Source organism: Dellaglioa sp. CoH-56-MRSF-13, assembly GCF_056782095.1.
Genome location: NZ_JBXAYC010000001.1, coordinates 348,492 through 360,962 on the forward strand (window position 1 = coordinate 348,492; position 12,471 = coordinate 360,962).

At 32.1% G+C, this 12,471-nt stretch carries 13 protein-coding genes; 10 read left to right on the forward strand and 3 right to left on the reverse strand.

All coding sequences use genetic code 11. The features are described from left to right. Positions 1-45 precede the first annotated feature (45 nt). Genes AC1RP1_RS01600 through AC1RP1_RS01620 form a run of 5 tightly spaced genes read left to right on the forward strand, consistent with a single transcriptional unit; the run spans position 46 to position 4,239 of the window. Positions 46-768 (forward strand): HAD-IIB family hydrolase, encoded by a 723-nt coding sequence (locus AC1RP1_RS01600; RefSeq protein WP_481760881.1) that lies wholly within the window; start codon positions 46-48, stop codon positions 766-768. Next, on the forward strand, positions 769-2,019 hold the full coding sequence (locus AC1RP1_RS01605; RefSeq protein WP_481760880.1) for a PTS sugar transporter subunit IIC: 1,251 nt from the start codon (positions 769-771) through the stop codon (positions 2,017-2,019). After that, entirely contained in the window at positions 2,006-2,890 is an 885-nt protein-coding gene (locus tag AC1RP1_RS01610; protein ID WP_481760879.1) for a glycosyltransferase, read from the forward strand. The genes AC1RP1_RS01605 and AC1RP1_RS01610 overlap by 14 nt, the downstream gene beginning before the upstream one ends. Next, entirely contained in the window at positions 2,880-3,608 is a 729-nt protein-coding gene (locus AC1RP1_RS01615) for a DapH/DapD/GlmU-related protein (RefSeq protein WP_481760878.1), read from the forward strand. The genes AC1RP1_RS01610 and AC1RP1_RS01615 overlap by 11 nt, the downstream gene beginning before the upstream one ends. 4 nt (positions 3,609-3,612) lie before the next feature. Then, on the forward strand, positions 3,613-4,239 hold the full coding sequence (locus AC1RP1_RS01620; RefSeq protein WP_481760877.1) for a hypothetical protein: 627 nt from the start codon (positions 3,613-3,615) through the stop codon (positions 4,237-4,239). Positions 4,240-4,552: 313 nt separating this feature from the next. Here AC1RP1_RS01620 and AC1RP1_RS01625 read toward each other — a convergent pair whose 3' ends face one another. Further along, positions 4,553-4,969 carry a hypothetical protein gene (locus AC1RP1_RS01625; protein WP_481760876.1) on the reverse strand — a complete coding sequence of 139 codons (417 nt, stop codon included), beginning with the start codon at positions 4,967-4,969 and terminating at the stop codon, positions 4,553-4,555. A 77-nt stretch (positions 4,970-5,046) separates the two neighbouring features. After that, positions 5,047-5,871, reverse strand: a complete 825-nt coding sequence (locus tag AC1RP1_RS01630; RefSeq protein WP_481760875.1) for a helix-turn-helix domain-containing protein — start codon at positions 5,869-5,871, stop codon at positions 5,047-5,049. A gap of 189 nt (positions 5,872-6,060) precedes the next feature. Between AC1RP1_RS01630 and AC1RP1_RS01635 the strand changes: the two genes are divergently transcribed. Beyond that, positions 6,061-6,915, forward strand: coding sequence for a hypothetical protein (locus AC1RP1_RS01635; protein ID WP_481760874.1), 855 nt, complete (start codon positions 6,061-6,063; stop codon positions 6,913-6,915). A gap of 43 nt (positions 6,916-6,958) precedes the next feature. On the opposite strand, the gene AC1RP1_RS01640 is transcribed toward AC1RP1_RS01635, so the two are convergent. Further along, the gene (locus AC1RP1_RS01640) at positions 6,959-7,951 is read right to left on the reverse strand and encodes a LacI family DNA-binding transcriptional regulator (RefSeq protein WP_481760873.1); all 993 of its coding nucleotides are present in this window, start codon (positions 7,949-7,951) and stop codon (positions 6,959-6,961) included. 126 nt (positions 7,952-8,077) lie between these two features. Here AC1RP1_RS01640 and AC1RP1_RS01645 point away from each other — a divergent pair, with 126 nt between their 5' ends. From AC1RP1_RS01645 to AC1RP1_RS01660, 4 genes are all read left to right on the forward strand, one after another. Continuing rightward, entirely contained in the window at positions 8,078-9,244 is a 1,167-nt protein-coding gene (locus AC1RP1_RS01645) for a galactokinase (protein WP_481760872.1), read from the forward strand. A gap of 24 nt (positions 9,245-9,268) precedes the next feature. Continuing rightward, the gene (gene galT / locus AC1RP1_RS01650; protein WP_481760871.1) at positions 9,269-10,753 is read left to right on the forward strand and encodes a UDP-glucose--hexose-1-phosphate uridylyltransferase; all 1,485 of its coding nucleotides are present in this window, start codon (positions 9,269-9,271) and stop codon (positions 10,751-10,753) included. A 189-nt stretch (positions 10,754-10,942) separates the two neighbouring features. After that, complete coding sequence (locus AC1RP1_RS01655) at positions 10,943-11,092, forward strand: hypothetical protein (protein ID WP_481760870.1); 150 nt, start codon at positions 10,943-10,945, stop codon at positions 11,090-11,092. A 36-nt stretch (positions 11,093-11,128) separates the two neighbouring features. Then, the gene (locus tag AC1RP1_RS01660) at positions 11,129-12,424 is read left to right on the forward strand and encodes a helix-turn-helix domain-containing protein (protein ID WP_481760869.1); all 1,296 of its coding nucleotides are present in this window, start codon (positions 11,129-11,131) and stop codon (positions 12,422-12,424) included. Positions 12,425-12,471: the final 47 nt, after the last annotated feature.

Sequence of the window (12,471 nt, forward strand, 5' to 3'; positions counted from 1 at the left end):
GTTAAAAAGATTTGGTTCGCGGAAATAATATGTAGGGGTGATTAAATGAATATGCTAGTTAGTGATTTTGATGGAACGATTTTGAGAGGTGACTTTGTAGATAAGAATACAAGAGAGACTATTGCGAAACACAACAAAGAAAATGATCTCTTTGTTGTGGCCACCGGAAGATCTCCAAAATCGATAGTCAATGCGAAAGAAAAATATGGTCTACCTGAGTTTAACTACGCTCTAGCATCAAATGGCTCAATAGTAATTGATAGTAGAGGTCAGATTATTAAAGCATTCTATCTGAACGGGGAGCAGATCAATGCGATAAAAGAAATAATTAATAAATACTTGAGTTCAATCGAACGAATTATGATTTCAAGTAGTGACAATGAATTACGTAGTTTCGATAAATTAAATCCTAGCTCGGATAATATTTGTTCAATTACTGTCGTAGCAAGTACTAAAATTATCAATGCTATAAGTGAGAAAATAGCAACGAAAAGAATATTGAATTTCAATCGCAATGGAAAATACTTAGACATTACGCGTGTGGGTATTGATAAGAGTACTGCAATTAATTGGTTGGTTAACATAAAAAAAGTAAATATTAATAATGTGTATTCTGTCGGAGATGATTATAATGATATAACAATGCTTCAAAGCATTAATAAGTCATTTACTTATAATGATAGTCCGTTGCCTGTCAAGACTGCTGCTAGATATTTAATAAATGTATACAGTGATATAAGTAATTATGTGAAGAAAGAAGTAGAATAAATGAAATCGCTTACATCGGCAACTAATCGTTTCTTCAATTCCAGAATTTTGACTGGAATCAAAGATGGGATGATATATACCATCCCCATTACAATTGTAAGTTCTATTTTCATTATTCTTGTACAATTTGATATTAATCCCGATTTGAAAGTCTTAATGAATCGATTGATTACTTTTTCGTTCAACATTTTAGGTGTAGTAAGTTGTTTAGGAATTGCTTTTTCGATGACTAAAAACGAAAAATTAAAACTAGAAACAACTATTACCGCACTAATTTCATTTTTAGTTCTTTGTGGAGCAGAAAATGTAAAAATAGTAAAGAATATAACCATTGATTGGATTGGAAGCAAGGGGATTATTGCAGCGATGTTAATCGGAATACTCATCCCTATTTTCTTTGAAAAGATTGTTAACTTAAGGATTGGAAATAAAGTTTTTAAAGATTTACCGAGTAATGTTGGAATAGCTTTTGAGTCTTTAATTCCGATGTTTTGTTGTTTTATTGTTATAGGTGTCGTTCAATTTGTATTTCAATTTATCATAAAAAGAACCTTCGTAGAGACTATTTATACTCTTTTGCAGCTTCCTTTACAAAACTTATCGGACACGTTTTTTGGTGTGATTTCTATCTCGGCATTGATTTCAGTTTTTTGGTTTTTTGGCATTCACGGTAATTCCGTTATTGGTGGAGTAATAACACCGATTTTATTGACAAATACTATTGAAAACCAGTCGATTATAGCAGCACACCATAATCTAACAATAGTGAATGGAGCGCATATAGTAACTCAACAGTTTTTAAATCAATTTATTACTATGACAGGAAGCGGTATTAGTATAGGGCTTATTCTATCAATGATTATTTTTTCAAAAGAGTCAGGTAATCGCAAGCTAGGATTAGGTGCTTTTGTACCTTGTTTATTTAATATTAACGAACCAATAGTTTTTGGACTACCAATTGTATTGAATCCATACATGGTAGTACCGTTCATTTTTATTCCAGTTATTACCGGAATGTCTTTATATCTTTGTATTCTATATGGAGTTATTCCGCCGTTTAACGGTGTCATTCTTCCGTGGATAACACCACCATTAATTTCAGGCTTTTTGCTAGGAAGTTATAAATATGTTGTGTTTCAAATCGTAATTATCATTATGTCTTTTGTTGTTTACACACCGTTTTTAAAGCTGTACGAAAATAATAGCACTAAGTTAGTCTTAAAGGGAGCGCATAGTAATGGAAAATTTTGATATATCCGTAATCATTCCAACCTACAATCGGAATAAATTACTTGAAATTAGTTTGCAGTCACTACTTAAACAAAAACTGAATAATACGACTTTTGAAGTAATAGTTGTCGATGATGGATCGTCTGAAGAAACAATCTCAATTGTTAAGGCATTTGAGACATCACTGAATATTAAGTACTATTATCAGTCGGATAATGGATTTAAGGTTTCTGAAGCGAGAAATGCTGGAGCAAATATCTCTGGGGGTAAATATCTCGTATTTATTGATGCTGGTATTGCAGTTTGTAGTACATTTGTGAGTGAGTACCATAGAATTTTAGTAAATAATGAAAATAGTTTTGTGATTGGTTATGTTGCGGGATTTGATGATCATGATAAATATAAACAGGCAATTATTGATAACTTTAATGCGGCGGATGTCGATGGCACGATTCAAGTATTATTGAATTTAAATGCGTATGATCGCCGTGAATCAGTATACCAGTCAATGGGAGATGATTTGTCTAAGTGGCCAGCACCATGGGTAATTGGTTGGTCATGTAATATTGGAATATCAAAAGATGCCTATCAAAGAATCGGAGGATTCGATGAGGCTTACACAACTTATGGTGGAGAGGATGCAGATTTCGCTATTAACGCATTTGTGCATCATATTAGATTTATCCTTGATAGATCTGCGATTGCAGTTCACTATCCACATGAAAAAAATAAAAATACAGTAAGCACCGAAGAAGCTAAAAAATATACGCTAAGGAAAAGAAAATATATGTTCAATAAATATGGTTTAAGCTCAATTAGAACTTGGATTGGAACTAAAACGGAATTATTAAATGGAGAGTTGAGTAAAGCTGGTGGAAATAATGAAAACTAAGAACGTTGTTGATTTACACAATTTTATAGACGTTAATGATGAGAGATTGCGTAATGGTATGTTGAAGCAAACTGTTGTTGATTTTTTGGATAATTTTAATTATGTGGATCTAACTAGATTAAATCATTCATACACTGCAAATAGTAGCCAAATATCAAAGAGTGCAATTATTGAGGGGAATGTGTATATCGGTGAAAATGTTATTATTCAGGGGTTTGCTTACATCAAAGGCCCAGCAGTCATCAAAGACAATGCATTGATTGGGAAAAGTGCATTTATTCGAGGTGGCTGTTATATTGGGGAAAATACTATAATTGGGCATTCCTCGGAGATTATTAATAGTGTGATTCTGGATGATACGCATATTGCACACTTTAATACAATAACGCGGTCTTTTATTGGAAGTGATGTAAACTTTTCAGCTTATGCGTCGACTTCCAGCTTTAACTTGTATGATGAAATTGACGCGACTGGATGGCATAAAACAAAAAAAATTTTTTTCGATGATAAAACATATTTAAAAACAAGTTCAAAATTTGGAGCCATTATAGGTGATCACTGTCGCATTGGAGCTTACACTATGACATATCCAGGTGTTACAATGGGGAAAAATTGTGTTGCGTTGCCACATCTCATGATTAAAGAGGGTTTTTATGCAAATGACAGTAAATTATACTTACAAGATTATTATACTCACACAGTAAAAAAAGGATGTTAGACAAATGGGATCAAGAATAATGCATTTATCAATTGCACAAGTAATAAATAATAAGCATGGGTTTGGAAATGATTTTTTAATTGGAAGTATTACTCCAGATGTTAACAAAAATTCGAGAACACCCAAAGAGCTTACGCACTTTATGGTGAAACGCGAAGATGGAGAACATGATATGTTTCCAAACATGTTTCTAGAGGAGTATGGAACATGTTTGAATACGTTTCAACTAGGATATTATCTTCATCTTATATCTGATGATATTTGGCTAAAAACTGTTTATAAAAAATATATTTTAGAAAACATGAGTTATAGTAAGGATGAAGCGCTACGAAGATTCTATTTAGACTTTCACTATTATAATGGTATTCTGATAAAACAATATAAACTGGTAACTTTGAAAAATAACAAATACTTATCGACTGGGGTCAACGAAATAATTGATCGTGATATTAGTGAAATTATTGAAGACTTGGATGCTGATTTTGATGATATGTCTATCGAAGACTTTCCAGGTTTACTTAAAAAAGAGGATGTAGAACAATATATTAACGTTTGTGTAAAAGAATTTGAAATTTTTCTCTTGAAAGGCAGCTATGATGGTGTTAAATTTGTTTTTTATAACGATTTTTAGAAACAAAAATCTATATTATATAGTTTAAAAAAGTTGAAATCATTAAGGCGCTGCAACTATAATTTGAAACCTGGTGAACGGTTTAAATGATGGTCATTTCAGAATTAGATAGTTCTAACTCACAGAAAGTTTCAATTTTAATTCGTTCAGATTAGGTTATACTAGACAAAAGATCAGTTCCTAGAAAGTGTGTTTGTGGTAAACACCATTTTAAAGGAAGCTGACCTTTTTTGTCCGAACAGCGTTCGGATTAATTTTACAAGCTACCAAGAAGTAACAAAAATTAGCCATACTCCTTGCAGGAATCTCTTTTTTAGTTGTTTTCAATTATTCGTTTAAAGCTTTGTAAGTTTGAATTAAAGGCATGTTTAGCGATTGGCATGAGTAATTTTAATGGTAAATGTGAATGATCATTTTCAGACAAGTAAAAATTTTCTTCTAATAATGTTGTTGCATTTTTACTAGTCAAATTAAAAATTAGAGTGTATTCGAGTTTTCCTCCGGTACTTTCATAGTAGATTGTATCATTTTCTGAACTAACAGAAATTTCCTCATTTTTATTCAAAGCAGAATCTGTTCTGTGAATATTGAATTTATTGTTGTCAATTGGCTGTACCTGAATAATATCAGGTATCCATTTCAGTAAAGTTTCCGGATTTTTTAAAAACAACGCGATTTTTTCTTTACTTGATTTGATTGAAATAACATTTGAAAATAGTGGTTTTTCCATAGGATGAAACCTCCTTTTATTTGATGACTTCATCCTATCCAATTTGAGTAAAAATTAAAAATCAGTATTCTGATATTCTAAATATTTTTATAAATTTGTTCATTAAAAAGGCCAGTTAGTAGCTGTTGCTTTTCAGTAGCGGCTAAAAAATTATCTTTATCTTCTGCTCTTTTTGCAATTTGAGCCATTAAATAAAAAGAGTTGGCTAACATATAGTGTGAGTTATGATCAGTAGCGAATTTAACAGACTTGTTTATCCAATTAAGAGACATTGTTAAATTATTGAGCTTAAAATAAATAAGTGCTGTCAAATAGAATAAAATATTTTGATTTTCTTCATAAAATAATTTATTAAAGTCCATAAAAGTCTGATCAATATATTTCTCAGCCTTATTTTGTAAATTTTGCTTTGCATATATAAAGGCCAAAGAGACGGTACCAAGTCGGGTAAGGGTATCTGGCAGAATTTTATTACTGGAAGCAAGGGACAACTTAATATATTTTTCGGTAGCAATCAATTTATTTTCAGTATGTAGAGTTGCAATACCGATATAATAATAGTATGCCTGAAGTTGCTTATCCGTTTTTAAATTATTGGTAACCGTTTCTTTATTTAGAAACTGGAGTAACTCTTTGTATTGGTGTTGATTACATAACTTAGATACACGTTCATTGAATTCATTTTCTGAACTGATATCAAAATTTTCCAGAAGACTTATTTGGTCTAAAGTAATCGATAATTTATGACATAGTTGGATTAAGAGCTGTGCATTAGGTATGTATTTATTATTTTCAATAGCACTAAGCATCGATTGCGCACAAATATCTTTGGAAACTTCTTTTTGAGTTAAGTGTAGCGATTGGCGAGTTTCTTTTAAAATTAATCCTAAGCTATTAGGCATGATATAACCTCTTTCTAGTTTGAAAAAGTTAAACAGTAATTACTGGGATAATAACATAATGGGGCATAATGATAAAATTTCATGATTAATAAATCAAACTACCATTTTTCAATCATGTCGCGTACAATTAACCTACAATTGAATGTTAAAATTTAAATAATTTGAGAATTAACAAAAGGGGATAGAATCATGCGTGCAGAATTCCAAAAGCAACATACTGAGACCTATCAGATAGACAACCATAAAGGTCTAAACGGCTGGATATCTTTCTTCTTGAGCCTTAGTTTAATCGTACTATTTGTGACAAGTGTCTTAAAAATAACCGTTTTGAATCAAACTTATACTGAAGAAAAAATTTTAACAGATTCGAACGTGACACTTGTGACACGACAGATGAATGATGGTATTTCAAGTATTGCGACATTAAATGATGTGCCAACGTCAGCTGTTAAAGATGCTTTAACGAATCAACAAGTTACTAACATTGCGAAAAATAGTTTTAGTAACGTATATGCTGGAAAACAAACTGTCATCAATCCAACTGAGATTACCAATCAAGTTGCTAGCAACGTTATGAAAAAAACGGACACATCAAATCCGTTGGTTAGCGCTAAAATTGATGGGATTGTCGCAACTTTTAAAAGTAATTTAAGTGAATATTTGACGAATAATATCCAAACGCCATATCTTTCAAAAATTGCTAGTACAGTTAGTTCGGTAAAAGTAATAGTCCAAACAGCCTTTATGTATAGTTTAATAGCTTCTGTTATTTTTGCGCTACTCTTACTGGCTATTAATCGGGCATTCTTTATACCGCTTAAATACGTCGGATTCAGTGCAATCTGGAGTGGTGTTCTAGTTTCAATTGGTTCTGCAATTGCCTTGTACAGTGGCCTAATTGGTATTGTGTCTAGTAAAGCTTCTGTTTTTACTGATATTGTGAATAATTATATCAGTGACACATTTAATACCATGTTAGTGGGTAGTTTAATTTTACTTGCTGTTGGTCTAGTATTCTGGTTAATTGGTCGTAATAAAAAATAAAAAGCAACTGATGTTCAGATTAATTTCTGAATACCAGTTGTTTTTATTTGGAACTATTCCTAAGTGTTAAGGTTGTTCCAATGGTAATAATCTGAGGGATAATTTCAGTCATCGACATTTGATTGACTAATAGTTCTGCAGCAGATTGACCCATTTTTTCTGTATAAACTTTAACTGAACTAAGCGTTGGGAAAGTATATTCAGCAATAGATGTGTCATTAAAACTAATTAAACTGATTTGTTCAGGCACTTTAATTGATATTTCATTTAATGCACGTAATGCACCGACAGCCATTGCGTCATTTGCAATAAACAACGCTTCTGGTAAATTATCTGATTGATCATTTAATAATTTCAAGGTTAATTGATAACCTGATTCTGGCGTGAAATCGCCTGTATAAACCCATTCGGGATGGTAGTTGCTAGTACGTTCTAAGTGATTTTTAAAGTGAGTGAAGCGGGAATCTGGGCCTAAATTGACATCATCAAATGTACTTTCTTGTCCTGCAATCATGCCAATTTTAGTTAAATTTTGTTTTTTAAAATGGTCAATAACGGTTGTAACTGGCGTTTTGAAATCAGTCATGACGCAACTAATACCAAAATTTAGTGTGTTCATATCAACAAAAACTAAATTAGAATTTAGTTCTTTAAATCCGGCTATTTGTGCTGCACTGTATTTACCGATAACAATAGCACCAAGAGTATCAGTCAAGGCGCTAAATTGATCATTTTGGAAAAAACGTGTAATTTCATAACCGAGTTCAATTAATTTACGTTCGATACCAATTCGAATTGAAAGGTAATACAGGTCATCTAATTCTTCTTTTTCTGTATACCATTCGATAATAGCAATCTTACCTTGAGGTGTACTGGATTTCTTTTTATTTTTTGAATAATTTAAACTTTCAGCTGCTTCAAAGATTCGTTTACGTGTATCGTCGCCAACGGATAATGTTTGATCGTAATTTAACACGCGAGAAACAGTTGCATTAGAAACTTTTGCCAACTGTGCAATGTCTTTAAGTGTTGCCATGACTACCTCCTGATTGATTGGTTATGTGTATCAGTTTACCATAATAAAAAGAATGTCGTAAAAAGATTGTAATTTTAGTAAATATTTAGTAAAATGAAAGCGGTTAATAAATTGGAGGAAAATATAATGAAAATTAATGAATTAAAGAGCGAATTTAAAGATGTTTACGGTGTGGACGCAAATGCAAGTTACTTCTCACCAGGTCGTATCAACTTAATTGGGGAACATACTGATTACAATGGTGGACATGTTTTCCCAACAGCAATTACATTAGGCACATATGCAGTTGCAACAAAACGTGATGATACAACAATTAATATCATGTCAAATAACTTTAAAGATAATGGCGTTGTCTCATTTGATTTAAGTGATTTATCATATCAAAAAGAACATAACTGGGCTAATTATCCAAAAGGGATGATTGTTTACTTGAAAGAGCAAGGTTATGTTATTGATAAAGGATTAGATATTTTACTTGAAGGTAACATTCCAAATGGTGCTGGTTTATCATCATCTGCATCAATTGAATTATTGATGGGTGTTATTTTAGAAGATCAATTTAATTTAGACATTGATCGTGTTGATCTTGTTAAAACAGGTGTCATGGTAGAAAATAAATTTATCGGTGTTAATTCAGGAATTATGGATCAATTTGCAGTCGGTATGAGTAAAGCAAATCATGCTATCTTACTGGATACAAATACACTAGATTACGATTTAGTACCAATTGATTTAAAAGACAACGTTATTATTATTATGAATACAAATAAACGTCGCGAATTAGCAGATTCTAAATATAATGAACGACGTAGTGAATGTGAAGCAGCATTAGCATTATTACAAGAGAAAAATGATATTAAATCATTAGGTGATTTGGACAATGCTAGCTTTGATTTACAAACATACTTAATCCAAAAAGAAAACCTTCTAAAACGTGCGCGTCATGCAGTTTCAGAAAACCAACGGACGATTATGGCTCAAGAAGCTTTGAAAAATGAAGATTTAGTACGTTTTGGTAAATTAGTTAACGCTTCACATGTTTCATTACAATTTGATTATGAAGTAACGGGTATTGAACTTGATACACTTGTTGAAACAGCATGGGAACAACCAGGAGTACTAGGTGCTCGAATGACTGGTGCTGGTTTTGGTGGTTGTGCAATTGCCATTGTTGCTAAAGACAAAGTTGACGCATTTGAAAGTGAAGTGGGTCGTATCTACGAAGAAAAAATCGGTTATGCACCAAGTTTCTATTTAGCAGAAATTGCTGATGGCGCTAAAAAATTAGATTAAGCATAAAGAGATAGAGGGAAAAACATGGATTCTAAACAATTAATTTCAAAATTCGTCGATAAAGTTATTCAGTTTGATCCAACGACTTATTCGACAGATGATAAAATTTATTTAGTAAACGTCGTTTTAGATTTGGTTGGTGAATCAGAGATAGAAGTAACTGAACCAGTTTCTGACACAATAATTGCTGTTAAAGACGAGCTACTTAATTTAGCAATCAAAAACGAGAAAATCAGTGCTCTAATCGCGGAGCAAGATATTCTTGGTGCTAAATTAATGGATCTGGTCACACCAATTCCAAGTCACGTGAATAAACATTTCTGGGATTTATACGCAAAAGACCCAGAGAAAGCTTTGGCTTATTTTTATGAATTAAGTCAGGCTAACGATTACATCAAAGTTGCGGCTATTGCGAAAAACATTGCTTATCAGGTACCAACAAATTATGGTGATTTAGAAATCACCATTAATTTATCTAAACCTGAAAAAGATCCAAAGCAAATTGCTTTAGCTAAAACAATGAAACAAACGGGTTATCCTAAATGCCAATTATGTATGGAAAATGAAGGCTATGCTGGAAGACTAGATTTCCCAGCTCGTCGCAATCATCGGATTGTACGATTTGATTTGGGGGATGCAACATGGGGCTTTCAATATTCGCCTTATGCTTACTTCAATGAACATTCAATTTTCTTAGATGAAAAGCATGAACCTATGGTAATTAACAAAACGACATTTTCAGATTTACTTCAAATTGTTAAAAAATTCCCGGGCTATTTTGCGGGAAGTAATGCAGATTTACCAATTGTAGGTGGCTCAATTTTAACGCATGAACACTATCAAGGTGGACGTCATGATTTTCCAATGGCAAAGGCAGAAATGAGTCAAACAATGCAATTTGCAGGATTTGATGACATTCAAGCAGGTATTGTGAACTGGCCAATGTCAGTCATTCGTTTAAATGGTGAAAATCCAGAACGATTAGCTGATTTAGCAGCAAAAATTTTAACGTCTTGGCAAGAATATAGTGATGCCGATGCACAAATTTTGGCAAAAGATGCTGACGGTACGCCACATCATACTGTGACGCCAATTTCTCGAATGCGTGACGGTCGTTATGAATTGGATTTAGTCTTGCGAGATAATCAAACATCTGATGAATTTCCAGATGGTATTTATCATCCACATGCTGATGTTCAACATATTAAAAAAGAAAACATTGGCTTGATTGAAGTTATGGGATTAGCTATTTTACCACCTCGTTTGAAAACTGAAATAACAGAGGTTGAGAAGTATCTAACAGATCAACCAAATGTCATGGCGGCTTATCATAAAACTTGGGCTGATGAAATTAAGCGTGATAATTCGATGATTTCTAAAGAGACGGTTAGTGAGCTCGTACAAAACGAAGTTGGAAAAGTCTTTATGCGTGTTCTTGAAGATGCTGGGGTTTATAAACAAGATGACCACGGCCAACAAGCATTCGTTAAGTTTATTAAACAAGTTTAAACGTAAAAAGATTAACTTATTTAAGTTAATCTTTTTTATTTAGAAATCAAATAGAAACTAACTGGTTAACGATAATTGTTAAGATAGTGTTAGAAAATTCTCTTTTTAATGTTTTGTGTTAAAATAAAATATATAATATTCTTACTAAAGTTGACATGCTGGTAATTATGAGAATTCTCGGAGGAATAAATGTACAAAAAAGATATTCTGGATCGACCAGAGTTTTTAATATGTGAAATTATTGAATTGCTATCATTAAATGAACATGGGTTATCAAGAAAAGTAATCTGTAATCGATTAAATGTTTCAAATACAGCTTTGCGAGTTGCACTAGAGTAATTGGATGGCGAATTCAATTCAGGTGATGAACCCTATATGATCATAAAAAAGAATAACATTCAATTTATAGGTAAAGGCAAAATTAATTTTTACGAAACGGTTTATCGGTATGTGAAAGAGTCTATTAATTACCAAATTTTAATGGCATTCTATTATGATGAAAATAGCAGTATTGAAAATTTGAGTCTTAGTTTAAATGTTAGTGAATCATCTATCTTCAGAAGAATTAAGCAACTTAATAATTTGTTGTCTGAATTTCAGATTAAAATTGCACATGGTGAGGTAGTTGGTTCTGAATTACAAATTAGATTTTTTTACTATTCACTATTTCTAGCGACAGATTTTAACTATAATGATACGATAGAAGCGGGCGTCATTCTTGAATACATTAAAGTATTTGAAACATATTTTAACTTCAATGTGAATGATAGTAATTTAATGAGGACTAGAATTTGGATGAAGGTCAGTGTTCATCGAATGATGCGAAAAGATCGTGATAATTGGGTGATTTCTGATGATTTAGCAGATATGATTGCAAATAATTCACTATTTAACCAAGTTGAAGAAAAGATGCAAGATATTTATATTAAGTTCTCAAATAAAATTGATGTTCATTTTGAGAGCGCCCTACTTTACGCTTGGACAACTGCTTTTGTTTCAGTTCCTTCAAGTGCTTACTTGTCCCGCGATTTTATTGCAATTAATCACACAAATAACACCAAACTTCAACAAGCTGTTAAATATTTGGAACAAGGATTTGAATCTAAATTAGATGTTAAAATTATCGGTGAAAATGTTAGTAAATCATTGTACCCAATTTGTACTGAAGCATTTTGTTTTCATGGAACGATGGATGCCGTGGGAACTTACATGATGAATAGTTATCGAAAAAAATATTCAAATCATTCAGTTCGACGTCATGTTGAGATTGCCATGGATGAATTAATCGACAGTCCATTATTAGCTAAAAAATGGTCTGATTTCTATAAGCGATACAGGCAGCCATTTATTAATAAAATGGTCGAAATTTTTAGCGCTAGATTGTTAGAAAAAGAAACCATGTTAACAGTTGGGGTTGATTTAAATGCAAACGAGCGAATTAAAGAATTATTTGTCAGAAATATGAGTCAAGATTTAAATATTAATTTACGCGTTAATGTCAGTATTTATGATTCTAGTCAACGATATGATATGGTGGTTACTAATTTCATGAATAAAAATTATAAAAACAATGCATTTGATAAGTATATTATCACTGCATTAGGACTTGATAATGATATGCCAGAGATGGGGAAACGACTGTTAAACGTGAATAGAAAACACTATCAGTAAAAATGTTTCTAGTTTTTTTTTTGATAGTACAACCCATGAATCATTCG

Excerpts from the sequence above, each read along its gene's own strand:
- AC1RP1_RS01600 (WP_481760881.1), top strand. The coding sequence starts at position 46 with ATGAATATGCTAGTTAGTGATTTTGATGGAACGATTTTGAGAGGTGAC.
- AC1RP1_RS01605 (WP_481760880.1), top strand. The coding sequence starts at position 769 with ATGAAATCGCTTACATCGGCAACTAATCGTTTCTTCAATTCCAGAATT.
- AC1RP1_RS01610 (WP_481760879.1), top strand. The coding sequence starts at position 2,006 with ATGGAAAATTTTGATATATCCGTAATCATTCCAACCTACAATCGGAAT.
- AC1RP1_RS01615 (WP_481760878.1), top strand. The coding sequence starts at position 2,880 with ATGAAAACTAAGAACGTTGTTGATTTACACAATTTTATAGACGTTAAT.
- AC1RP1_RS01620 (WP_481760877.1), top strand. The coding sequence starts at position 3,613 with ATGGGATCAAGAATAATGCATTTATCAATTGCACAAGTAATAAATAAT.
- AC1RP1_RS01625 (WP_481760876.1), bottom strand. The coding sequence starts at position 4,969 with ATGGAAAAACCACTATTTTCAAATGTTATTTCAATCAAATCAAGTAAA.
- AC1RP1_RS01630 (WP_481760875.1), bottom strand. The coding sequence starts at position 5,871 with ATGCCTAATAGCTTAGGATTAATTTTAAAAGAAACTCGCCAATCGCTA.
- AC1RP1_RS01635 (WP_481760874.1), top strand. The coding sequence starts at position 6,061 with ATGCGTGCAGAATTCCAAAAGCAACATACTGAGACCTATCAGATAGAC.
- AC1RP1_RS01640 (WP_481760873.1), bottom strand. The coding sequence starts at position 7,951 with ATGGCAACACTTAAAGACATTGCACAGTTGGCAAAAGTTTCTAATGCA.
- AC1RP1_RS01645 (WP_481760872.1), top strand. The coding sequence starts at position 8,078 with ATGAAAATTAATGAATTAAAGAGCGAATTTAAAGATGTTTACGGTGTG.
- galT (WP_481760871.1), top strand. The coding sequence starts at position 9,269 with ATGGATTCTAAACAATTAATTTCAAAATTCGTCGATAAAGTTATTCAG.
- AC1RP1_RS01655 (WP_481760870.1), top strand. The coding sequence starts at position 10,943 with ATGTACAAAAAAGATATTCTGGATCGACCAGAGTTTTTAATATGTGAA.
- AC1RP1_RS01660 (WP_481760869.1), top strand. The coding sequence starts at position 11,129 with ATGATCATAAAAAAGAATAACATTCAATTTATAGGTAAAGGCAAAATT.